Annotated in this window: 22 protein-coding genes; 9 read left to right on the top strand and 13 right to left on the bottom strand. The window is 39.1% G+C overall.

Annotated features, from left to right (window positions below):
• Nucleotides 1-46 precede the first annotated feature (46 nt).
• From DCO44_RS08330 to DCO44_RS08345, 4 genes are read right to left on the bottom strand one after another with little or no spacing between them, the layout of a single operon-like run.
• Entirely contained in the window at nt 47-1,090 is a 1,044-nt protein-coding gene (locus DCO44_RS08330; RefSeq protein ID WP_116760887.1) for an alpha/beta hydrolase, read from the bottom strand.
• Nucleotides 1,090-2,211: a YdcF family protein gene (locus tag DCO44_RS08335; RefSeq protein ID WP_116760889.1), complete on the bottom strand. Its 1,122-nt coding sequence runs from the start codon at nt 2,209-2,211 to the stop codon at nt 1,090-1,092. Before DCO44_RS08335 ends, DCO44_RS08330 begins: the two co-directional genes overlap by 1 nt.
• A gap of 3 nt (nt 2,212-2,214) precedes the next feature.
• Nucleotides 2,215-3,249 (bottom strand): UDP-N-acetylmuramate dehydrogenase, encoded by a 1,035-nt coding sequence (gene murB, locus DCO44_RS08340; RefSeq protein WP_116760892.1) that lies wholly within the window; start codon nt 3,247-3,249, stop codon nt 2,215-2,217.
• A 13-nt stretch (nt 3,250-3,262) separates the two neighbouring features.
• Entirely contained in the window at nt 3,263-3,772 is a 510-nt protein-coding gene (locus DCO44_RS08345) for a low molecular weight protein-tyrosine-phosphatase (protein WP_116760894.1), read from the bottom strand.
• A gap of 120 nt (nt 3,773-3,892) precedes the next feature.
• Between DCO44_RS08345 and DCO44_RS08350 the strand changes: the two genes are divergently transcribed.
• Together DCO44_RS08350 and DCO44_RS08355 are read left to right on the top strand one after the other, a co-directional pair.
• Nucleotides 3,893-5,053: an iron-containing alcohol dehydrogenase gene (locus DCO44_RS08350; protein ID WP_116760896.1), complete on the top strand. Its 1,161-nt coding sequence runs from the start codon at nt 3,893-3,895 to the stop codon at nt 5,051-5,053.
• 29 nt (nt 5,054-5,082) lie between these two features.
• Complete coding sequence (locus DCO44_RS08355; RefSeq protein WP_165815698.1) at nt 5,083-5,538, top strand: acyl-CoA thioesterase; 456 nt, start codon at nt 5,083-5,085, stop codon at nt 5,536-5,538.
• Between the two features lie 3 nt (nt 5,539-5,541).
• On the opposite strand, the gene dnaX is transcribed toward DCO44_RS08355, so the two are convergent.
• From dnaX to DCO44_RS08375, 4 genes are all read right to left on the bottom strand, one after another.
• Nucleotides 5,542-7,644: a DNA polymerase III subunit gamma/tau gene (gene dnaX, locus DCO44_RS08360; RefSeq protein WP_116760899.1), complete on the bottom strand. Its 2,103-nt coding sequence runs from the start codon at nt 7,642-7,644 to the stop codon at nt 5,542-5,544.
• Between the two features lie 323 nt (nt 7,645-7,967).
• Nucleotides 7,968-9,227, bottom strand: a complete 1,260-nt coding sequence (locus tag DCO44_RS08365) for a serine hydrolase domain-containing protein (protein ID WP_116760901.1) — start codon at nt 9,225-9,227, stop codon at nt 7,968-7,970.
• A gap of 87 nt (nt 9,228-9,314) precedes the next feature.
• Nucleotides 9,315-10,169, bottom strand: coding sequence for a MaoC/PaaZ C-terminal domain-containing protein (locus DCO44_RS08370; RefSeq protein WP_116760903.1), 855 nt, complete (start codon nt 10,167-10,169; stop codon nt 9,315-9,317).
• Nucleotides 10,170-10,314: 145 nt separating this feature from the next.
• Nucleotides 10,315-11,706 carry a 3-oxoacyl-ACP reductase gene (locus DCO44_RS08375; RefSeq protein WP_116760905.1) on the bottom strand — a complete coding sequence of 464 codons (1,392 nt, stop codon included), beginning with the start codon at nt 11,704-11,706 and terminating at the stop codon, nt 10,315-10,317.
• A 243-nt stretch (nt 11,707-11,949) separates the two neighbouring features.
• Here DCO44_RS08375 and DCO44_RS08380 point away from each other — a divergent pair, with 243 nt between their 5' ends.
• The gene (locus DCO44_RS08380; RefSeq protein ID WP_116760907.1) at nt 11,950-13,476 is read left to right on the top strand and encodes an acetyl-CoA C-acetyltransferase; all 1,527 of its coding nucleotides are present in this window, start codon (nt 11,950-11,952) and stop codon (nt 13,474-13,476) included.
• A gap of 98 nt (nt 13,477-13,574) precedes the next feature.
• Here the strand turns inward: DCO44_RS08380 and DCO44_RS08385 are convergent, their stop codons facing one another.
• A complete protein-coding gene (locus tag DCO44_RS08385) occupies nt 13,575-14,090 on the bottom strand; it encodes a DedA family protein (RefSeq protein ID WP_228157532.1) in 516 nt (171 codons plus the stop codon).
• A 45-nt stretch (nt 14,091-14,135) separates the two neighbouring features.
• Nucleotides 14,136-14,564, bottom strand: a complete 429-nt coding sequence (gene aceI / locus DCO44_RS08390; RefSeq protein WP_116760909.1) for a chlorhexidine efflux PACE transporter AceI — start codon at nt 14,562-14,564, stop codon at nt 14,136-14,138.
• A 133-nt stretch (nt 14,565-14,697) separates the two neighbouring features.
• Here aceI and DCO44_RS08395 point away from each other — a divergent pair, with 133 nt between their 5' ends.
• The 4 genes from DCO44_RS08395 (at nt 14,698) to DCO44_RS08410 (ending at nt 18,707) form a co-directional block, all read left to right on the top strand.
• Nucleotides 14,698-15,588, top strand: coding sequence for a LysR family transcriptional regulator (locus DCO44_RS08395; RefSeq protein WP_116760911.1), 891 nt, complete (start codon nt 14,698-14,700; stop codon nt 15,586-15,588).
• 87 nt (nt 15,589-15,675) lie between these two features.
• Nucleotides 15,676-16,662 carry a transaldolase gene (tal, locus tag DCO44_RS08400; protein WP_116760913.1) on the top strand — a complete coding sequence of 329 codons (987 nt, stop codon included), beginning with the start codon at nt 15,676-15,678 and terminating at the stop codon, nt 16,660-16,662.
• 78 nt (nt 16,663-16,740) lie between these two features.
• The gene (gene leuE, locus DCO44_RS08405) at nt 16,741-17,394 is read left to right on the top strand and encodes a leucine efflux protein LeuE (protein WP_116760915.1); all 654 of its coding nucleotides are present in this window, start codon (nt 16,741-16,743) and stop codon (nt 17,392-17,394) included.
• A 140-nt stretch (nt 17,395-17,534) separates the two neighbouring features.
• A complete protein-coding gene (locus DCO44_RS08410) occupies nt 17,535-18,707 on the top strand; it encodes a benzoate/H(+) symporter BenE family transporter (protein ID WP_116760917.1) in 1,173 nt (390 codons plus the stop codon).
• A 57-nt stretch (nt 18,708-18,764) separates the two neighbouring features.
• Here the strand turns inward: DCO44_RS08410 and DCO44_RS08415 are convergent, their stop codons facing one another.
• The gene (locus tag DCO44_RS08415; RefSeq protein ID WP_116760919.1) at nt 18,765-19,109 is read right to left on the bottom strand and encodes a DMT family transporter; all 345 of its coding nucleotides are present in this window, start codon (nt 19,107-19,109) and stop codon (nt 18,765-18,767) included.
• A gap of 70 nt (nt 19,110-19,179) precedes the next feature.
• The gene (locus tag DCO44_RS08420) at nt 19,180-20,187 is read right to left on the bottom strand and encodes an alpha/beta hydrolase (RefSeq protein WP_116760921.1); all 1,008 of its coding nucleotides are present in this window, start codon (nt 20,185-20,187) and stop codon (nt 19,180-19,182) included.
• 317 nt (nt 20,188-20,504) lie between these two features.
• Here DCO44_RS08420 and DCO44_RS08425 point away from each other — a divergent pair, with 317 nt between their 5' ends.
• The gene (locus tag DCO44_RS08425) at nt 20,505-20,948 is read left to right on the top strand and encodes a universal stress protein (protein WP_116760923.1); all 444 of its coding nucleotides are present in this window, start codon (nt 20,505-20,507) and stop codon (nt 20,946-20,948) included.
• Between the two features lie 121 nt (nt 20,949-21,069).
• The gene (locus tag DCO44_RS08430; protein ID WP_116760924.1) at nt 21,070-21,513 is read left to right on the top strand and encodes a universal stress protein; all 444 of its coding nucleotides are present in this window, start codon (nt 21,070-21,072) and stop codon (nt 21,511-21,513) included.
• Between the two features lie 289 nt (nt 21,514-21,802).
• On the opposite strand, the gene pepN is transcribed toward DCO44_RS08430, so the two are convergent.
• The gene (gene pepN, locus DCO44_RS08435; protein ID WP_116760926.1) at nt 21,803-24,412 is read right to left on the bottom strand and encodes an aminopeptidase N; all 2,610 of its coding nucleotides are present in this window, start codon (nt 24,410-24,412) and stop codon (nt 21,803-21,805) included.
• Between the last annotated feature and the right edge of the window lie 110 nt (nt 24,413-24,522).

Below are 24,522 nucleotides of genomic sequence, written 5' to 3' on the forward strand. Positions count from 1 at the left end.
AAGCTTTTAACCCAGTCCATTTTAAGCATGAATTTCAAAAATAATTTTAATAATACTCGCCTGTGCTATGCGCATGTAAAAAAGCAGGGATTAGACCTGTTAAAGCAGCACGAATATCAGCCCGTTCATTAATTAATTGATGTGACCCTTCTTCTAACATCAACAGGGTTTGCAATCGAAATTTCCGACGGATAAATTCAATGTTATAACGCCAGTCTACGGTTTGATCTAATGCACCTTGAGCCAACCAGACAGGTATACGACAAGAGGGGCGCTCTTCCATCTGCTGCATCCACTTCGACATTGCCAAAATCCAGTCCATACCCATCATACGAGGTTGCAAAGGATCTTTTAAACGAACAAAGCGTAAAAACTCAGGGTTATGATTATTACGACGGAAATGTCTCGGAACTTGCCGCTTAATCCGACGAATAATACCCAAACCGACAGAGTTGTGCCACCAAGCCGATTTAGCAGGTCGAATTAAAGGTGACAATAATAGAACACGCTCTACATATGGATTTTCACGGCGCTCGGCAAACTCAAGTAAATGATGCATTAAAATCGCACCACCCGTACTTTGTCCAATCCCTAACCATGGTTTAGGAAGCTGCGAAGCATTTTTCACATATTGATATACCGCATGTAAAACACGCTGATAATGATCAAAATCTTGAATACTCGCGGGCGAACCATCACTCAATCCATGACCTGGGAGGTCATATGTAAGTACACTAAAACCTTGTTCAAGCAGTTCACAGATAATTGGCTGATAAATTCCACTATGTTCTAAATAGCCATGCAAAAGGAATACTGTTCCTTTTATGACAACCTTTCCTTCTGCATTCGCTTTAGGTTGAAACACTTGCACATGCAATTTAAACAAAGGCATTTGCACAAAACCTTGCCAATGCTCACAGTCCAGCAAATGTAACCCGTACAACTTACGATAAGCTTGTAATTCAACCGATGGTGAAAATGCATGATTCAAATTTAATGGACTTAAAACCTGTGGCGTCGTGTCTCGATTAGGTACAGGTAAATCTAGTTGTTTCAGTATACTTGGATTTAAAAATGGAATTTCAGGCATTAAGGTACCTCTCGGCAATCACTTGAGCCGAATAACATATCGCGAATGGTCGCCAACATTTCATAATTTGCACGGCGGCTATGATCATAGTTTTGTTGGCTAGGCTGCCAAGCAGTTAATTGTGTTGGCATTGGTGCCTCAATAGGCACAGTCTCAATTCCATTTAAAGCAAATAAACGGCGCGTTCTAGGCATATGATATTGATCAGTAATGAGAATCACGGTTGGTGCTCCTCCTTTCTTTTGTAATAATAGAGAGCTAAAGCGTGAATTTTCACAGGTATTCATACTTCTATTTTCTAATAGTTTTGCATCGACACCACGCTCTTTTAACCAACGCTGCATATAAGGAGCTTCTACTCCACTCAGTACAATCGGTAAGTTATATACTTTTTCTACCGCTAGTGTTTTCTCTAGTCTTAATTTTGTATAGTCATTCACAACTATATCTTTTCTATTTTTGTCCAAAGTTAAACCACCACCTAACACCACAATCGCATAAGGTTGTGATAAAGCCCCTTTCGGTGTTTCATTCTGTTCTTTAATTTGTGCAATATCTTTTTCAATCTGCCGTGCATCAACACTTTCAACTACAGGTTTTACTTCATGTATCTGTAGAAAATCCAGATATTTTTCCATCAAGGCTTTATTTTCTTTGCTGTCTAACTCTAATAAATCTTTTACATTTTGTGTTGGATCTTCAGGCGCTGATGCGGCTTGCTTGGGATCTGCCAAAAGCGGAACTTGAGGGCGTTCTTCCTCTTCGTGTTGTTCTTGCTGCTCTTTATTAATTAAATCTTGCAGGGCTTTGTAACGTGCTTGAATTTGCGGTAAATTTTCAGAATTATTTTGCTGAATTTCTTGTTCCATCAATTTAAGATACGCTTGACGTGCAATCCATAAATTAGAACCTGGTTCAAGATTCTCAGCTTCACTTAATGCTGCCATTTTTTGACTTTTTGCAGCCACTTCATTCACTTCCACAGGAACAAAGGTATTCAATGCTTTGACTATCAATTTTGAATAAAATGGTGAATAGATAAAAATCATCAGGCAGCCCAAAAGTACAAAAAGCAAAGCTGCAATTTGTACAATACGAACCATCCAATGCGTTTTAACCATTCATTATTCCACGTGTGATTGAATTAAACCGACTGCATTAAATAAAACAGGTTCTGGTTCTAAGTTGATATTGAACTTATTTAGCACAGCTTGCTGAACTGCACGATAAGTCGCCTGCACATCCAGCAAAGTAGCATTTTCATAGTTCACCAAAACCAATGCCTGTTTTGCAAACATACCAACCATGCCTAAACGCTTACCTTTCCAACCAGCCTGATCAATTAACCAGCCTGCAGCAATTTTAATCTGACCATTTGCTTGAGGGTAATGGGGCAATTGAGGGAATTTCGTATTTATTTGGTCAAAACATTGTGCAGAGATCACAGGATTTTTAAAGAAACTGCCCGCATTCGGATATTCTTTTGGGTCTGGTAATTTACTTTGACGAATTTGAATAACCTGATTTTGTAGATTTTCTGCACTTAAGTCTTCGCCCACGGCTTGTTTTAAATCACCGTAACTCAGCTTTAAATTTGCATATTTTAGAAGCTGAAAAATCACTTGAGTGATAACATAACGCTCAGGCTCATCTTTAAAAATACTATGTCGATAAGCAAATTGACAATCTGACGCTAAAATTTCAGTAAATTGCTGTGTTGTGCGGTCATAAACTCGCACAGCCTGAATAAACTCACCAACTTCTACACCGTAAGCACCAATGTTTTGTACAGGTGATGCCCCGACTAAACCAGGAATTAAAGCTAAATTTTGCAGACCATATAAATGCTGTTCAGTCGTCCATAACACAAAATCATGCCAAACTTGACCCGCACCAACCGCGAGCGTCTTGGTCTGAGCATCTTCATTTAAAGTTTCAATCCCTTGAATATCCATATGGATAACCAAAGCATGAATATGTTCAGGCAAAAGCATATTGCTCCCACCAGATAGAATTAACACATTGAGCTGCTGCTGTTCTGCATAAGACAAGGCTTCCAACAACATGTGTTCAGTTTCAATTTTTACATAGTGTGATGCAACCGAACCCAAATTTAAGGTGTTAAAAGGCTGAAGTTGAACGTTATTTTGAATATGCATGCTAAAACCCGAACTAGCCTTTCAGCTGTTGTTGAAGTACCTGAACCCAAGCCAAACTACTTGATTCACATTGATCAAGTACACGCTCAAATCCATCATCGCCACCATAATAAGGGTCTGGCACCGCTTGTTGAAGGAATTTTTGATCATGCTGACTCATCAGGGCAATCTTTGCGCGAAGCATATGCTGCCCTAAAACCAATTGAGCCTGCTGCATGAGGTCTTGAATATCTTCTAAATTTTCATAATCCATTGCCAAAATCAGATCAAATTCAACAAAGTCTTGAATCTTAAGCTGACGTGCGCGTAAAGCAGATAAATCATACCCCCGATGTTTGGCATGTTTTTGGCTTCTTAAATCAGGTGCCTTATTCGGATGATAATTGCTGGTTCCAGCAGAATCGACCTCAATATTCAGTTGATGTGCATCACAGTAATGTCTAAATACCACTTCTGCTGTGGGTGAACGGCAGATATTTCCAAGACAGACACATAACACCTTGTAGGGCGTTTGCGATGACATAAGCACCTCAATAGAACGTTTATTTTGCAATGTCTTATGTTAAGTTATTTGGAGGATGAATCCCACTAAAACTGTATAACAAAAACACGTAAATATTGATAAAGCATGAAGGAATTGCCAATGTATGACTTTCAGTTTCAAACTGTTTCCCGAATTATTTCTGGTCTCGGCTCAATTCAAGAACTCACAACGGTCTTGACTGAACAAGGTGGTAAGAAAGTGCTGTTGGTGACAGATAACGGTATGCTTCAACAACAATTACATCACTCTATTTTAGAGATTTTAGAACATCTATCTTTAACACATGTGATTTATGCCGATGTCATTGCTGATCCGCCCGAACACGTTGTCAATTCAGCAGTAGAATTTGCGAAACAAGAAAAAATTGATACGGTGATTGGCTTTGGTGGAGGTAGCTCTTTAGATGTTGCAAAACTCATTGCAATTTTAGCCCATCCAGACCAGTCGCAAAAATTGGCTGAACTCTATGGAATCAACAATGCAAAATCTTCTCGATTACCCTTAATTTTAATTCCGACAACTGCGGGTACTGGCTCTGAAGTCACGCCAATTTCCATTGTGACTACAGGTGAAACCACTAAAATGGGCATTGTTTCACCCGTACTGTATGCGGATGTAGCCATTTTAGATGCAACTTTTACCCAAAATTTACCCGCGCATATTACGGCAGCAACAGGTATTGATGCCATGGTGCATGCCATCGAAGCATATACTTCAAAAATTAAAAAAAACCTATATGCCGATATGTTAGCCAAACAAGCATTAAGGCTACTCAATCAAAATTTAAAACTGGTACTAGAAGATGGTTCAAATCTACAAGCACGGCAAAATATGCTGAATGGTTCAATGTTTGCAGGTCAGGCTTTTGCTAATGCCCCTGTAGGTGCAGTACATGCATTGGCTTATCCTTTGGGTGGCCATTTTCACATTTCGCATGGTCACAGTAATGCCTTGGTTTTAACTGAAGTCTTGAAGTTCAATGCGCCGAATGCCAAGCATTTATATGCAGAGCTAATGACATGGATAGACCCTTATAGCAAAGGTTGCACCGATGGTTTATGTGATTTATTTATCGATCATATGCAAAATCATTTAGACCGAAGTGGTTTGACTTTAAAGCTCAATGCCCTGAATGTTCCAAAGAATGCCATTTCAGCACTGGCACAGGATGCGATTTTACAAACCCGACTACTGCAAAATAATCCACGTGATCTGCGCCTGAATGATGCTGAACAAATTTACCAAGCGATTTACGCTTAATTTATAACTTAGCAAAGGACATGCAAAAAATGAAACCCCAAGCCAAACTTAAAGAAAATTATCCTTTTATTTTTCCCATACAAACACGTTGGTCAGATAATGATATTTACGGACATGTAAACAATGTCAATTATTATAGTTTCTTTGATAGTGCAGCAAATGCGCTACTGATTCAAAAAGCTCATTTTGATATACACCATTCACCGATTATTGGCTTAGTGGTGAGTTCATCTTGTCAGTTTTTACAAGAGCTTTGTTATCCCGAAGTGATTGAAGTCGGTGTGGCAATCAAACGTATGGGAAACAGTTCTTTGGAATATGACTTGGCCATCTTTAAAGCCAATCAAAATAGAGCTGCGGCACAGGGACAATTTATTCATGTTTTTGTAGATCGAGAGCAGCGCAAAAGTACGCCGATTCCCATGAACATGCGTCAGGCTCTACACACTTTTATGCAAGTTGAGCCTGACCAGAAATTTGTTTAATCGTTATTTCAATTGAATGTTATGTAATTCAGCATCAAAACTTTGGATTAAATCACGCACGACAGGTTCTGTTTGTAACAGCTCTTCTGCCCGCTGATAAGCTCGTTCTTTTCGTTGATGCTGTAAAAGATAAGGTGTGGTATCTGTCACTGCACCATACTCAATTTTAAACAAGGTATTCGGCCACTGGTTTTTTAGCGCCTGTTCAAGAGCATGTTGGGATTGACCCAATAATTGCTGATATTGCTCTGGAATATGAAACACAGATTCAGCATCAATTTGACCCGTCATCAGACCATGTTGTGCCAATTCTTGCACCGCAGGTGATAATTCACTATGTCTGAACCAGAACTCCCACTTACCGAGCGTCCACTCACCTTCCAAAACTTGTTCTTGTACACGCAAAATATCTTGCGGCATAAGCTTTGCAGTTTCTGTATTCGAAGCAGTTGGTGTGAGCAGAGATTCTATTTCAGGCTCGGGTTGCTCAATAATCGGCTGAACCGCTGAATCTGTTTCGACTTCATCAACCGCCAAATTAAAGAGTGTGTCTTGAGTTATGTCTACACTGGTAAAACCTAAGTCGGCTGATAATGACTCATTTTCAACAGATGCTTCGACTGGACGTTCTACTTTTTCTTCTACGGCAATTGGTGCAATTTCTTCAAACAAGAAGTCATCACTACTTGCTTCAGATGGAGCTTCGTATGATGTATCAGTGTCTTCATCAAGGTCGAATAAGACCTCTTCACTGGCAGGGTCAAACACGATTTGATCTGAATGACTCGTTAAATTGGCCGTTTCTTCAACCTGCTCTGGAATTTCTGGTAATGCAGACTCATCTTGTAGATTTGTCTCAACAGCAAGGTTTTCTACAAGTGGTGTAACTTCCGCTATCGCTTGAATTTGATCTTGCGGAGCTACAACTACAGTATTGATATTTGTGACAGCTTGTTCAGTAGCCAACATTGGTGCCGACTGAATTTGTGTAGTAGGCGTTGAAACCAAGATTTCATTTGGTTGCAAAGGTCTAAAGGCTAACAAACGTAGCACACACATTTCAAAACCTTGCTCTTGCGTTACCGCAAGCTGCAAATCCGCGCGTCCTTTACACGCAATCTGGTAATAAAGTTGTAAATCTTGATCTGCAATCAATTTGGAAAGTTGAGAAATTTTTTGATTAATTTCTGCACTATATTTCAAACTCAAATCAGGCAAATATTGCAGCAATGCTAATTCATGCAAAGTTGAAATCAACTGATCCAAAACCAGAGAAACATCTAAAGCTTGCTGTCTAAATTGCAGCAACAATTGACTCACACGCGCTTTCTGATTTTGATGAATCGCCATCAATAAATCATAAATAATAGTACGATCAATCAAGCCTAACATCTCTTTTACATCTTGATGCTGAATCGCACCTTGACCATAGGCAATCGCTTGGTCAGTTAAAGAGAGCGCATCACGCAGTGAGCCTTGTGCAGACTCAGCGATTTGCCAGATTGCATCTTGTTGAGCTGGAATCTGTTCTTTTTCAAGAATTTTTGTCAAATGCTCAGTAATTTCATCGACCGCTAGAGGACGCAAGGTAAATTGTAGGCAACGCGAAATCACCGTAATTGGGAGCTTTTGCGGATCTGTGGTTGCAAATAGAAATTTCACATGCTCAGGTGGTTCTTCTAAGGTTTTAAGCAAAGCATTAAATGAATGTGTAGAGAGCATGTGTACTTCGTCAATCAAGTATACTTTATAACGTCCCTGAGTTGGCGCATACGGTACGTTATCTAAAAGCTCTCGCGTATCTTCGACTTTGGTTCGTGACGCTGCATCAATTTCAATCAGGTCGATAAAACGGCCTTCATTCACCGCTTTACAAGTAGCACAGACTTCACATGGTGTCGCTGTTACACCTGTCTCACAGTTTAAGCATTTCGCAAGAATACGTGCAATTGTGGTTTTACCCACGCCACGCGTACCTGTAAATAAATACGCATGGTGTAAACGTCCACGTTCCAATGCACTACTCAGTGCACGCGAGACATGGTTTTGCCCCACTAATTCATTAAAATTACGGGGACGATATTTACGCGCAAGTACTTGATACATGTATGCTCCTTTTCACAGGTCTAAGCATACTGTTTTTTTGCGCAAGAGTGAATGAACAATCTCAAAGCGAGTAGATGATTGTGGAAATTAAACACGCTGTTGATACCTTAACCTTAGATTCAGTCAAAGTGCACTTTAAATCTATATACAACTTGATCTTGTCCAGTCACATCTTTCACATAATTTAAACGACATTTTCTTTAAGAAGGTTTATTCAATTCTCTATTTTTGACCACCTTCAAATATGATTAAACCAAAGACAATGTCCATTGCACCTAGCATTTATTAAGTATGTGAAGTCTCTATTATCCAATCTAAAAATCTTAGAACCACCCCTTACGTCCCTTTAGTATGGCATCAGCACAGCGTAATGTTTCTTGCGTTAAGCCCCATAAACGATAGTCTCCAGTGATGGACGCCGTTGCAAAATTATGTGTATAAGCAAAACTTAATTGGCGCTGTGGATCACACCAAGCACCTGAGCCATTAAAACCCATGTGTCCAAAACCTTGTGGAACTTGTTTACCTAAAGTCAGGACACGGTGATACCCTAAACGCCAATGCATGGGGATAGGCATAATTCGATCACGATGCTGATATTGAATCTGCGACATGCGTTGGAATACTTCAGGCCTAATCAACTGTTGCTGTTGCCATGAACCACCTTGAGCCAACATGGCATAAATTTTTGCCAAACTTTCAGCAGAGAAAACTCCATTGGCAGCAGGAATTACGGCTCGTAAACCTTGTTCACTGAAAAAACTAAAGTTCTTCATACCTTTAGGAATCATCGCATCTTGGAAATCTTGCGGATTTTGACCTGACCAAGTCGCAACACGATCCATTAAAGTCGTTTTCTTGGCTGTATTTTTTCTCATTGAAGAATCAGAACGTGAGCTTTTAGAGTTCGCCTTGGGGAATGGTCGCGCAACCCGATCAAGTTGTGATGTTGGCACACCGAAATAAGCATCTTGTATCTGAAGAGGTTGTAACAAATATTGTTGCATTAAATGAGATAAACTTTGCCCTGTGGCTTTTTCCAGAACACCGCCCACTAACCAGCCAAAAGTTAAAGGCTGATACGCTGTATCTTCACCTACAGCAAAGCGCGGTTTGGCCTCTGCAATCCGATCTAACATAAACTCCCAATCGGCCATTTGAGCTGCATCTTGAACCAAATTGCGGATATCAAATAGGCCACTTTGGTGACTTAGAATATCCGCCAAGCGAATATTGGATTTACCATTTTGTGCAAATTCAGGCCAATATTCTGCAATTGGTTGATCATAATCAAGTAAACCGCGACTCACTAAAATATGAGCTAAAGTTGCCAAAACACCTTTGCCTGTTGAGTAACAGACCGACAAAGTATTCTTGTCCCATTGTTCTGTCGCTGATTTTTTTCCGATACAAATATCAACGACCTTTTGTCCTTGAAAATACACACACAGTGCAGCCCCACCTTCATGCATTCGCGGATGCTGTAAGCGACTGAACTGTTTCGCCAAATCTTCAAAATTTTCAGCAACATCACCATGATATTGATTGGGATTCGCCGATAAATATGCTTTTAGTTCTTTCATCTTACATCCTTATAATTTTTTAATTATTGATACATACATAAGTAAAAAAGCCCAAATCCTTAAAATTTGGGCTTTTATTCAGCGCTATTAGCGTGCGGTAATATGACCTGTCACATGTGGTTTTTTATTTTTACTATTTTGAATCATAAAATCGATATCCTTACCTACTTGCGCAGTGAGGAACTCAACTTTAGAAGGCAAATACATCGGTAATTTAAACCAAACATCAGCCTCATAGCTGTCGGGTAAAGTTAAATTGGCTAAGGCTTTTGCTTTGCTCCACATACCATGTGCAATCGCTTGTTTGAACCCAAATGCTTTTGCCGTAATTGCATGAATGTGAATTAAATTAAAATCGCCAGAAGTTAAGGCATAACGACGACCCGTATTTTCTGAAACTGCCCACTCTGCCTGAAGCGTATAATTTGGGCGAGTTTCTTCTTTTGCCTTCGTAGCCGCTTTAGTTTCAGTTTTTTGACGTGCAAGATAGGTCGTCACCCCTTGCATCACGACTTCATTGCCCACTTTTGCGGTGGTGATAAAGTCAAACTGCACACCTTTGTCATGCGGTTTTAATTCACCAAACTGGCAAGATAGACATAAGCTTTCATTTACACCAATTTTACGGCTTTGAGAAACTTGGTTACGAATATGTACCAAACCTAAAATCGCAAAAGGAAATGCCTCTTGCGTCATCATATGCATTTGTAAACTTTGAGACAAAACAGCTAAATAAATCGCTGGAATATAGCCATTATTTTTAAATCCACACACGGCGTTATACGCTTTCAAATGCTTTGGATCAACCTTAAAAGAATCCACCACATATTCAACTTGGGGAAGAACTTTTTCGCCTTTGGGCTTTTTAAAGATGAGGCCCTGCACGACTTTGGGATAAGCCAAATAAGGTTTCGGAAGCTGAGAAAAATGGCGCGTTTTCATGTTGAACCTATATGAAGTTTTTATTTCAATATTTTTTGAAAGCTTCTTCTCCTTCAAGGAGAAGGTTGGGATGAAGGAAAAATTTCATTCCCTTTATTGGTTTTCCCTCTCCTTCAAGAAGAGGGAAAATTCTAAATTTTTATGATTAAGCACCCAATAAACTTTGTCCGCAAACACGAACAACGTTACCATTTAAGCCCGTCGAAGCCGTTGAAGCAAATAAAGCAATGGTTTCTGCAACATCAACAGGTAAACCACCTTGACTCATCGAGTTCATACGACGGCCTGCTTCACGGATGGCAAATGGAATTGCTGCTGTCATTTGTGTTTCAATAAAGCCTGGAGCAACAGCATTAATGGTTATACCATTTTTTAAGATCGGTGCAGTAAATTTCACCACCCCAATAACACCTGCTTTCGATGCAGCGTAGTTCGTTTGACCTAAGTTCCCTGCAATACCTGAAATTGAAGATACACAGATAATACGGCCATTGGCATTTAAACCATCATGTTCAAGTAAATAATCATTAACACGTTCAATCGCAGACAAGTTAATGTTGATGACCAAGTCCCAAAGTTCTGGCTTCATATTGGCCAAAGTCTTGTCACGGGTAATACCTGCATTGTGCACAATAATATCAACACCGCCCTGTGCTACAGCAGCTTCTTTAATTTTCTGACCTGCATCTGCTGCGGTAATATCAATCGCTAAAGTCGAACCACCAATTTCACTCGCAACACGGTCCAAGTCAGCTTGCTGTTGTGGTACGTCTAAACAAATGACATGCGCGCCATCACGTGACAGTACATGTGCAATTGCTTCACCAATACCACGGCTCGCACCTGTGACTACCGCTGTTTTGCCTGCAAGTGGTTTCACCCAATCTACATCAATCACATCTGCTTTAGACACACGAATGACTTGACCTGAAACATAAGCAGAACGTGGCGATAATGCAAAACGTAAGGTCGACTCTAAATTGGCTTCTGCACCGTCATCTACATAGACCAATTGTGCTGCAATCCCTTTTTTGAATTCTTTACCTACAGATTTAACAAAACCTTCTAAAGCGCGTTGAGCAATGGCTTGCTTTACTGTTTTAGCCGTTTCAGGTGTTGTACCAACGACAATGACACGACCCGAAGCTAGGATTTGTCGGGCGACAGGATTAAAGAAATTATAAAGCTCTTTCAATTGTTCAGAATTTTGAATACCAGACGCATCAAAAACGACGGCTTTGAACTTCGACTCACGGTCACCATCGTTAAACGCATTCAATTTTAAACCTTGGGTTGCAGCAACTTGTTGTAATTCTACATTGTTGCCTGCATAGCTGTTGGCATGAATATTTGCCAAAACCTGAGAAATTGCACCAGATAATGTACCTGCTGGTGCAGCACCAACCAAAACAGCACCTTTTACAACAGGCGTCGCAGAGTCAAAACGATCTAAAAAAGTGGGTGCTGGCAAACCTAAATTTTTAATGACAAATTTACCAATTGGAGATTTTGCGAATGCTTGGTATTGGTCAGTCATGTTTATTATCTCTCAAAACGAATTAAATTTATTTGATGGCTTTTAAACTACTGTTTAACTTCAATATCATGTCAAAGACGTAGATTTCAATAGACCCATCAGTTTCCGTTGAATCATACTTGAGTTAATCTAGTGATGACTTGACCTGAATGTATTCTGCAATGTCATTGTAGTCAATTCGAGCTATGCTGTATTGTGTTAATGTACACCTCAAGAATACTGTAACATGCTTGGAAAAGCCTTATGAGCAAAACAACTCAAGATAATCCAGCAGTCGATCATTCTGTGGCAGAAACTGTGTCAAATACATCAAAAGCACGTACTCGTACACGCAAAACAACTGACACAGCTTCTACGTCTGCAACCCCAACGACTAAAACAACACGTACACGTGCAACTTCTTCGCCTCGCAAAAAAGCAGCACCTAGTACAACTAAAACTGAATCTACAACTCAAACTTCTGTCCAACAGGAAAAAATTATGAGTCAAAATACTCCTCGCCGCGTTGCAATTATTGGTGGTAACCGTATTCCATTTGCTCGTTCGAATGGTGCTTATTTCACAGCATCAAACATGGATATGTTTACCGCAGCATTAAATGGTCTTATTGAGCGTTATAATCTTCAAGGTCAACGTCTAGGTGAAGTAGTCGCGGGCGCAGTGTTAAAACATAGCCGTGACTTTAATATGACTCGTGAGTGTGTGCTAGATACTGCTTTAGCACCTGAAACTCCTGCTTATGATTTGCAACAAGCATGTGGAACAGGCTTACAAGCAGCTTTCCAAGTTGCGAATAAAATTGCCTTGGGACAAATTGAAGTGGGTATCGCTGGTGGCGTAGATACCACTTCAGATGCGCCAATTGCTTTTGGTGATGGTTTACGTAAGGCATTGCTTGAGCTCAATATCGCAAAAACAGGTAAAGACCGTTTAAAAGCATTAACCAAAATTAATCTAAAAGATTTGATGGATGCCCCTAAAAATGGTGAGCCACGTACTGGTCTATCAATGGGTGACCATCAAGCGATTACTGCATTAGAATGGGGTATTTCGCGTGAAGCACAAGACGAACTTGCAGCCTCTTCACATCAAAAAATGGCGAAGGCTTATGAAGAAGGTTTCTTTGATGACCTGATCACACCATTTTTAGGTTTAGAACGTGACAACAACTTACGTGCTGATTCTACAGTTGAGAAACTAGCTAAACTTAAGCCTGCTTTTGGTAAAGGTGATGCACGCACCATGACTGCGGGTAACTCTACCCCATTAACCGATGGCGCATCTTGTGTGTTACTTGCATCTGAAGAATGGGCGAAAGCAAATGGTCATGAAGTACTGGCTTATTTAACCTTTACTGAAACTGCTGCGGTAGACTTTATTGGCAAGAATGGACCAAAAGAAGGCTTATTAATGGCCCCTGCTTACGCAGTTCCTCGTATGCTTGAACGTGCTGGTATTACTCTGCAAGATTTTGACTATTACGAAATTCATGAAGCCTTTGCTTCACAAGTGCTTTCAACTTTAAAAGCTTGGGAAGATCCACAATTCTGTAAAGATCGCTTAGGCTTAGCTGCACCTTTAGGTTCAATTGACCGTAGTAAACTTAATGTTAAAGGTTCTTCTTTGGCAGCAGGTCACCCATTTGCTGCAACAGGTGGACGTATTTTAGCAACGGCTGCAAAACTTCTTAACCAAAAAGGCTCTGGTCGTGTACTCATCTCGATTTGTGCGGCGGGTGGTCAAGGTGTAACGGCAATTGTTGAAAAATAATTGACTTACCCTCTCTAAAAAAGCACTTCTACGGAGGTGCTTTTTTTCCCTCTGAGACTTAAATTAACTCTTAACTTCATGATCTATTTGTAGCAAACTCAATGATCTTTAGATTGTCTAAGGTATGAAACCATCCAAAAGACAAAACGAACTAATAAGATACAGGTAATCACTGCGACAATGATCAAGGTTGAATATTTGTCATGTTGGACTACCGCTTGCCAGAACTGATACAACCAACGCGAGACTTGCAAACCAACACTTACAATAACAAATGCCCAAATAAAACAAGCCAATACATTGATTGCCATATAACGCAAAACTGGATATTGCTTAATCCCAATAATCATGGGAAGCATCGTTCTTAAGCCCCAAGCAAACCACATCAATAAAATACTTAAAATCGGATAGTTTTCTATCAGCACACTGGCTTTTTGAAATCTCAGTTTTAATTTGGGATGCTGGTCAATAAAGTCATATCCATACCGTTTCCCAATTTGGTAATACAACTGATCACCAATAAATCCACCCAGCACAGCAGACTTACCCATCGTCAGACAATCGAAATAATGCATATCTTTATTTTGTAATAAGTTTGCTGTTAAGCGATTCAACACCTACGCATAAAAAAAGCCACTCATTTGTGGCTTTTTTACTTCTTAGGACTGCTGAACAGGAGAATATCCTAATCGCATTTCAATATGGTCATAACACCATTGGAAAATAAAGGTATATACCAAAATACACATGGTCAAACTCAGATCCAATAATATGGCTTGCCAGATGGTCATGTCCATTGCATACGCCACCATTGGAATAGTGGCTAACATCAAACCACCTTCGAATCCAATCGCATGCATAATACGAACACCAACAGTACGCTGCAATTTACGGCGTTGCTCAAATTTTTCAAAAAAATGATTAAAAATTATGTTCCAAAATACAGAAGTGACCGCCATAACAATTCCTAGGCTTCCTGTAACTTCCATTGGCATATTAAAAATAAAACTTAATGCGATGGCAATGATGACCAACAGGATGATCTCATAGCTCAACGCATGAACAATCCTTCTCTTGGAAATCAACATTTAAAACTACTCTTTGTCTTTGATGTTTGCTATTTTATTTTTATTATATTGATTAATCGAGTTAGGTTCTTTCAGTTTTATTGAAAGGTCTATCTTAAAACTTTTTTTAGTAACTAAAGCAAAAAATACGCCAATGAATATTAACCAAGATCAACTGATTATTTTTCAGACTGTGATAGAAACAGGTTCTTTTTCTGCAGCTGCAAGAAAACTTGGTAAAGTCCCTTCCGCCATTAGTATGTCTATTGCGAATCTTGAAATTGATCTGGATCTCACGCTTTTCACCCGTCAAGGGCGTGAGCCAATTGCAACTGCACAAGCCATGACTTTATATGAGAAAACTCAACAGCTTCTCATTGAAATGAATCAATGGAAACAACATGCCTTTGCCTTAGCTGGAGGTCTAGAATCGAGTTTGAACATTGTGGTGGTTTCCGAATTACTCCATACGCATTGGACGGACTACATTCTGCTACTAGAACAACGTTTTCCTGAACTTCAAATCAACATTTTTTCGGCACCTCAAGAAGATGCATTGCAAATGCTACTCGATCAATCTGCACAATTAGCCTTGATGTTTGAACGCGAACAATTACAAAGTGGCGAACAATTTGTAGAATTAAAGCGAGAAACGCTTATTGCTGTGGCAGCAAAACAACATCCTCTCGCCCAACATGAAAAAATAAGCTATGAACAATTACTGCAAAATCGACAAATTGTTGTTGCAAGTCGCGACCGAAGTTTAAAGCCTGAATTACTTTTTTCTAAAAATTATTGGCGCACGGATAATCATCACTCCTCATGTGCCATGATTTTACAGAACTTAGGTTGGGGCGTACTTCCTTATGAAATGCTCAATGAAAATCCATCATTGCAACAACAATTAAAAATCCTGAGTTTTCAAGATTTTTCACCCAAATTTGAATATTTCGTCGATTTAGTTTGGAGCCGAGAAAGTCAACTGGGTGCGGCTGCTCGTTTTTTGATTGATCATATTAGAAACAGCAAAAAAAATACGAATTAGCTCACCTAGAACCCTGATTTTGCTTGGGTCAGACAAAGTTTGTGGTATAACTTAATGACGGGTATAACTTTTAAGAAATAGATTTCAATGACACAGAATGCGTTAAACCAATTAAAAAAGATGACAACCATCGTTGCTGATAGCAGTGACTTAGCGGCAATTGAAAAATTTCGTCCGCTCGATGCAACGACCAACCCTTCTTTAATCACAGCGGCAGCCAATCAACCAGAAAATAAAGTTTTAATTGAAGCTGCATATGATCAAGCAAAACAAGAAGGCTATACTTCTGATGAATTAATTGAACGTACCATTGATATTCTGACCGTAAAATTTGGTGTAGAAATTCTTAAACTCATTGATGGTCGAGTTTCAACGGAAGTGGATGCCTCATTATCTTATGACACCGAAGCAACCATCGCCAAAGCTAAAGAACTTTTAGCACTTTATAAAGCTTATGGTATTGATCAAAACAGAATTCTGATCAAAATCGCGTCTACGTGGGAAGGCATTCAAGCTGCTCGTGTGCTTGAAGCTGAAGGGATTCACTGTAACCTCACACTACTGTTTGGTTTACATCAAGCCCAAGCCTGTGCTGATGCTAAAGTGACTTTAATTTCTCCATTTGTTGGGCGTATTTTGGATTGGTACAAAAAAGCTGAAAATGTACAAAACTATCCTATTGAGAAGGATCCTGGCGTACTTTCTGTGAAGCAAATTTATCAATATTACAAACAGCACCACATTCAAACTGAAATTATGGGTGCAAGTTTTCGTAGCACCGATCAAGTCCTAGGTTTGGCAGGCTGTGACTTATTAACCGTATCACCTAGTTTATTGGCTGACTTAGAACTCGATACACGTGAAGTACAACTTCAGCTCGATCCAAACCAAATTCCAAGCAGCTCCGAACAAGCAGTCATTCTTGATAAAGCGACGTTCAAAGACCATTTAGAACACGATCTAATGGCATTCCAATTACTGCAAGGCGGTATTGATGGCTTTATTAAAGCACGTGAACAACTCAATACCTTATTACGTCAATCATTCGGTTTTGATGCTGAAATTCAAGCTTAAAATTCCGTACCATAAGTGCGCAAAGCTTAAGCTCATTTTGTTACAATAGCAAAATGGGCTTTTTATAATGAGTATATTGTGTTTGGCATTACGGATCTCAGTACCTATATTATTGGAACAATTTTAATTGTTATTCTTCCTGGTCCAAATTCATTATATGTCATGTCGATTGCATCGCGTTTTGGAACACGTATAGGCTATCTTGCGGCTTTAGGCGTTTTTACTGGCGATCTCATTTTAATTCTTTGCACCATTTTCGGTGCTGCTTCTTTATTACATAGTTTTCCATGGCTATTTACCATTCTAAAAGTAGTCGGTGCAGCTTATTTATCCTACTTGGGTAGCCGACTCATCATTGCAAGTATACGAACTTGGAAAGGGACGACTGCTCAAGCATTAGAAAGCTCAAACACAATCACCACTTATAAAGATGCACAGCCTTATCGTACCGCTTTGACCATTAGTATTCTTAATCCTAAAGCGATTTTGTTTTATTTGTCTTTCTTCGTACAATTTGTCGATCCGAACTATTCATACCCTGCGATTAGCTTTACCCTGATGTCGGTTATTTTACAGATCATTAGTATGCTTTATTTAAGTATTCTGATTTTCTCTGGCGTACGTTTTGCAGCATTTTTCAATCAGCGTTATCGCCTCACTTCAGTTGCCGTGGCAATCGTTGGATTTGCTTTTTTAGGCTTTGGCATGAAATTGGCATTTTCAACACTATAGTTGAATAAATTTCAATAAATATCGTTAAAACGTGAAATATCGTTTAATTTTCAGATATTCACTTTTCCAAAATATAGCTTAAGCGTATGATGCAAGACTTATATTTAAACCTTTGGTCAAAATAGAATAAGTACGGATACATGCAAAAACTCATTCAAGATTTTTCTATTCCCGCAGTTTTCGCTGGTTTCATCACGTTTTTAATTGGGATCAGTGTTTCTGCAGTATTGGTCATTCAAGCAGCTCAAATTTTAGGTGCAAACACTGAACAAATTACCTCGTGGTTTTGGGCTTTAGGGCTTGGTATTGGTTTGGTGGGCATGTTTCTGTCTTGGAAACTGAAATACCCAGTGTCTACTGCGTGGTCTACCGCAGGTCTAGCGCTAATTATTGCCACAGGCAGTGGTTATAGTTTAAATGAAGCCATCGGCGCTTTTCTGGTTTGTGGTTTAATTACTGCGGTTTTAGGTTATTTAGGCATTTTTGAAAAAATTCTAACGCTTATTCCACAAAGTCTGACCAGCGCAATGTTAGCAGGTGTCTTATTAAAATTTGGCATCGAACTCTTTGCTAGCCTTAAAACTGATTGGGGATTTATTCTATCCTTATTAGCAGTTTATATCGTTGCAAAAAAACTGACTCCACGCTACAGCATTGTATTAACCGTCATTGCAGCGATAGCCTTATGCCCAGTATTTTTAGACTTTCATACCCCTACTGTTACATGGAGTATGGCTCAACCTGTCTGGATGACACCTGACTTTACTTGGTCTGCAATTTTAGGTCTTGCACTTCCCCTGTTTGTGATTAACATGGCCTCGCAATATTTACCCGGCATTGCCATGATTAAAAGTTATGGCTATCAACCTCATGTCAATCAATTAATTGGTGGCACAGGACTCATTCAAACGCTACTGGCACCTTTTGGTTGTTATAGTGTCAATATTGCAGCCATTAGTGCAGCAGTGAGCTTAGATGATCAAGTACATCCAGACCCAAGTAAGCGCTATATTGCAGGAATTAGTTGCGGTTTCTTCTATGTGTTAATGGGGTTATTTGCCGCAACACTCACTAGCCTTTTAATGTCTTTTCCACATATTTTTATTGTGGCTTTAGCAGGAATTGCGTTATTTGGAACCATTAGTCACAACATAGCACTGGCTTTTCACGATGTTTCCGATCGTGAAGCAGCATTGATGACTTTTTTATTTAGTGCTTCAGGCGTTCAATTTTTTGGCATTGGTTCTGCATTTTGGGGACTACTGTTCGGTTTTGCCGTTGCATTTATTATGAAATTGAACATCAAAAAATAAGCACTGCCAAATAAAAAAGCATACAAATTCTGTATGCTTTTTTTATATCATTTCGTATCAATGTCCAATCGAGTTTGAAAAAACATTCATTACAATTACCCCTCCAACAATCATGGCAATTCCAATCAAAGCGGGTAAATCTAAAATTTGTTTAAATACAAAAAATCCGATCAAAGCAGTTAATACAATACCCACACCACCCCAAATTGCATAAGCAATTCCTAGGGGGATAGTTTTGATCACTTGCGATAATAAATAAAAAGAAATGACATAAAACACAACCACCAACAGACTTGGTCCTAATTTTGTAAAACCCTCAGATTTTACTAAAAATGCGGAGCCAGTCACTTCGGAAACAATTGCCAAAGCCAACATGGCATAAGCCAATATCAGTGCATTCATACTCTACTTCACCTCTCCTAATTTTCTGGATGCAGCTTAACAGTTCATAATTGCTCATTATATGATTTTTCTATAATTCAGAATCCAAATCACTGATTTTTTGTACAAAAGAAATGGTTTGATCAAACGTTTGCTGACTGGCTTTTAAGCCCATAAGGAACTGATACTCATGAATTAATGGCTCTTTACTCTCAGGATAAAACACAGCGGTTACTGGTATCTTTTGCTGCTTTAATGCGGCAACAAAAGGAACAGATTGAGTCGCTGTTAAAAAGTCCTTATGACCACCGCTAATAAATACTGGAGGGTAGTTTGCAGTTAGATGCTTTATTGGCGATATTTCATTTAAGAAAGCGGCATCATCCTTACGCTCCCCTGTGTATGCCTTAACCAGGCTATAAATTCCCCATTCTACAATTTTACGTTCATCAGGTGCTGTAGCCACAAAAGACGCCATATCGTAAATACCACAATGCAGAATCAATCCTTTCAACTGTTGCGATTGTATTGAAGGTACAAAATCTGATTCTCGTGCAAATTGAGGATTTGTAAGTAACGCTGCATAATGGCTTGCTAAATTAGCACCTGCCGAATCACCTGCCATATAAAGTTGATTCGCATCAATATGGTAGTCTTCAGCATGTTTACCAATAAACTTAAGTGCTCGATTGATTTGCAATAACTGATTAGGATAAATCACTTGAGGAGCGAATTGGTACTCGACTGATACAACATTAAAACCTTGTGCAGCAAGTAATTTAAAGTACCCGCGAGCATTTTCTTTGGAACCAGAAATCCATCCCCCACCATGAATCCAGATAATTGTCGGTCTTAAGCCCAATTCTTCGATATTTTCAGGTTGATATAGATCAAGTCCTAATTTTGGATTTCTGGAATATTCAATATTTGAATGAATCAATACATTTTTAGGTGCATGTTTATCCAACATTCTTTTCTGTATTTCTGTGGCAGTGTTAAAACTTCGCGCAATAACTTTGCTACTTTTTTGAGTATTTTGGCATGCTGTTAACAGCGCCAAAATACAGCTTAAAATGATAAAAATTGTCTTTTTATACATGAGCAATTCCACAGTTTTTTTAAATATTTTCATGATGATGTGTTTTAAAGAATCTTTTTCAACAGGCGTATTTTAGCGAAAAAACAAAGCTCTCTCATAAAAAATGAAAAAACCTTTCTATTTTGATTAAAGCTTCAATGATAAATCTGATAAAAACACTCAACTTTTTAACTTTTAGGAAGTATCGAGAAAGATTAAAAATTTCTAATTAATAGAATGAATTTACGCTGTTTTTTCACTTTATAAATTGATCACAATCGGACTATGTGCTATCTATAATTAAGTAGCAATAATGATAAACAATAGGAGTAAATCCGATGTCTTACCAACATATTTTAGTTCCAGTAGACGGCTCTGCAATTTCATTCTCCGCAGTTAAACAAGCCGCGATTATTGCGAAAGCATTTGGCAGTGAATTAACTTTGATTAGCCTTGTTGCAGAAGATCCTTTTACAGAAGTCGACTTTTATTATTCTTCTGCAATTATGAAAGAATACTTTGTACAAGCTTATGCGAATGCTGAAAAAGCCCTAAAAGAAGCGATTGTATTTGCTCAGGCTGAAGGTGTCGAACCAACAACTCAAATCATTAAAGGGCAAGTTTCTGCGGAAGGTGTGGTTCAAACTGCCGAAGAAAAAAAATCTGACTTAATTGTTATGGGTTCACATGGTCGTAAAGGCTTCCAAAAGTTTTTACTCGGTAGCTTCGCGCAAGATGTGCTCCGCGGTACACATTTACCTGTTTTAATTGTGAAAGAATAAGTCCAAAAATTCAGCACCTACTTTTAGGTGGGTGCTCATTGAAGTATCTTTCGTAGGTACTTTTCAATTCCTCCAATATACAAAGCCAAGTTTTTATAATAATGATCGAAGGTGTGCACTCATGACTTATCAACATATTTTAGTACCTGTCGATGAATCCCCAATCTCATATACTGCTGTTGAGCAAGCACTTTCTTTAGCCAAACTATTAAACTGCCGTGTTACTGTAATGTCTGTAGTGGCTGTCGACCCTTTTGTCGGCGTAGACTTTTATAAAGTTGCCCCAGCAATTACAGATTATTTTATGCAAGCGGAAGAAAATGCCCAAAAGCGTTTAGCAGATATTAAACAATCCTTCGTTCGGGATGAAATTGAGGTCGATACTAAAGTCATCCGTGGTGTTTCTGTTGCGGATGGCATTATCCAAATTGCAGATGAAGTCAGTGCAGACTTAATTATTATGGGCTCACATGGTCGTACTGGCTTCAAAAAGATGATGCTTGGTAGTGTTGCACAAGCTGTACTTACACAATCCCCTATTCCAGTTCTGATTGTAAAAGTCTAAAGTTAAAAAAATCCCTCTGCGTCGAGGGATTTTTTATGTATCTATTCAGCAAAATGCAGAACTTACGTATTAAAAACAGTCTTATTACTTTTTAATTTGAATTGCACGTGCCATTACATCTTCAGGCACTTGGATCTGTAAATACCCTCAGACGTAAATCCGTACACCTTCCCCTACACAATTTTTAGTTTCAATTTTGCTTGTTTAGCCTTTAATGAAACCAATAAAAAGGCTATTTCTCATGACTGAAAAATAGCCTGAACATGCTTAAAGTTTAGAAAACTTTTTATCAGATACTCAGCATACTATTTAAAGTTTCCACCACGTTTTTAGATTTGACTTGCGGCTTTAAAGCTTCTAAAGATGCCAATACATCAGAACGTTGTGGTTCAGCTAAAGTATACCAACGAGATAAAACCTGTAATAAACGTGAACCTAAAATTGGATTCTTTTCATCTAAATACTTGGCCAAATCTACAAAATGCTCAACACCAAAGCTCCATGTATTTACAGGGTTGCTATTTAAACCACCGCTCACAGCACGAATTCGGTTTGGTACTCCCAAATCATAATCTGGATGATTAATCAAAGTTTGAATACTTTCTACTGTTGCATTCGGATGTGACGCTTGCACCGTAAACCATTGGTCAAGCGAAAGTGCTTCATCTTTAAAGCGTGCATAGAAGTCTTCCAGTGCTACTGGGGCTTGCAGCGCATCATTCCAGACTAAAACACGCAAGGCCCCTAAACGCTCTGACATATTACGTGTGTTGGTGTATTGGCTATATGCCAAATCAAATGCTTCCACATCGCCTTGACGTGCCAACATCATCAACATGATATTTTTCAATGCCCGCACACCCATTGCCTGTGAAAAATCTTTCTGCAAATCAGGGTCTAAAGCTAAGTATGTTTCTTTACAGAATTGACCTAATTCACGTGCCAAGGTATTTAACAATGCATTACGCTTTTCTTGAATTACGGCAGGATTATAGTTTTCGTCAATACGACTACCCAAGTAACCTTCGCTCGGAACATCAAACAAACGTGAAGCCAGTAAAGGATCTTTTTCGACAAGCGCTGGCAACGTATTTTTAATGGCTTGAACATAAATTGCTGCATCATGATCATTCAATAAAACACGCTCTAACAAGGTTTGTGTTGCCTGCCATTGGTTAAAGCCGTTGGTTTCATATTGAAGCAAGAACGCCAACTCTTCATCTGAATAGTTAAATTCAAGATTTACGGGTGCAGAGAAATTACGTAATAAAGATACGACAGGTTTCGCTGTTACATTTGTAAAGACAATGCTAGCTTGTTCTTGATCGAATAAATACACACCATCTTTGACGCCATTTTCAAATAATGCTTCAGATTGCAGCGTGTATTGTTCACCTGTTTCCGCATTAAATAATGCCAGTGCCACAGGAATTGGAACTGCTTTTAAGTTCGGGTATTTCGCATGGGCTTTAAGGCTTTGCTTAAAACTCAAACGATAGCTTTGTGTAGCAGCATCATACTCACCTGTCGCTTCAAGTTTTGGCGTGCCTGGTTGATTGTACCAAGTCAGGAAATTTGACAAATCAACACCTGAACCCGCAGTTAATGCCGCAACCCAATCTTCAACTGTTACAGCTTGACCATCGTGACGGCGGAAATATTCATCTGTACCTTTACGGAATTTTTCTTTTCCTAATAAGGTCGCCATCATGCGGTTAATTTCCGCACCTTTCTCATATACAGTAGCTGTGTAAAAGTTATTGATTTCTACAAAATGATCAGGACGCGGTGGATGAGACAATGGGCCTGAGTCTTCTGGGAATTGATGTGCTTTGAGTACAGCGACATCATCAATACGTTGCACGGCTGCCGATTGCAAGTCTTCCGAAAAAGATTGATCACGGAAAACCGTTAAGCCTTCTTTTAAACATAATTGGAACCAATCACGGCAAGTAATACGGTTACCTGTCCAGTTATGGAAGTATTCATGTGCAATCACCGATTGCACACGCATAATTGCAGCGTCGGTCGTGTATTCTTCATCAGCCAGTACACATGAGGTATTAAAGATATTTAAACCTTTATTTTCCATTGCGCCCATGTTGAAAGCACTGGTGGCAACAATCATGTAATTGTCTAGATCATATGGACGACCGTAGTGTTCTTCATCCCAACGCATGGAATGTTTTAAGGCTTCCATCGCAATATGGCATTTTGGAATATCTTTTTCTTCAGCATAAATTTCCAAAGCCACATCACGTCCTTCAGAGGTCGTGTATCGATCTTTTAAAACAGCCAAATCACCAATCACACAAGCAAAAAGATAGCTTGGTTTTTTGGTTGGATCTTGCCAAATCGCAAAATGGCGATCTTCACCAACTAAACCTGTTTCAAGCAAATTACCATTGGCCAAAAGCACTGGATATTTTTTATCGGCTTCTACGCGTGTCGTAAATACCCCTAAAACATCAGGACGGTCTGGATAGAATGTAATTTTACGGAAACCTTCTGGTTCATTTTGCGTTACATACAAATCTGATGCTGCTTGGTATAAGCCTTCAAGTTGCGTATTTGATTCGGGATGAATGATCACCGATGTTTCTAAAATGACTTCATTTGGTGCATTATGAATAACAAGCTGCTCACTATCTAAAGTGTAATCGCTCGCATTTAAAACATGACCATTTAAGCTTATAGACTTCAGCTCTAAATCACGCCCCAATAAGACCAAATCACCTTCAGTTTGGCGTTTCATGACCAAATTGGCATCCACTTGTGTGTGTTCTGCATACACCTGAATATCTAAATTGATCGAATCAACCAGAAATACAGGTTTTTGATAGTCTTTTAAATATACAGTTTGATCTGCTTCTACCACTGGGTTTGCCGCAATGTTCATATCATTTCCTATTTGTCTTTTTAGCATTGACTTTTGCATTGCGTAAAATCATTCACCACAGTACAAGTATCTTTGCCCTTGTTTATCATTCAATATGGGTGTTTATTTTC

Source organism: Acinetobacter sp. AM (assembly GCF_003105055.1).
Taxonomy (GTDB): Bacteria; Pseudomonadota; Gammaproteobacteria; order Pseudomonadales; family Moraxellaceae; genus Acinetobacter; species Acinetobacter tibetensis.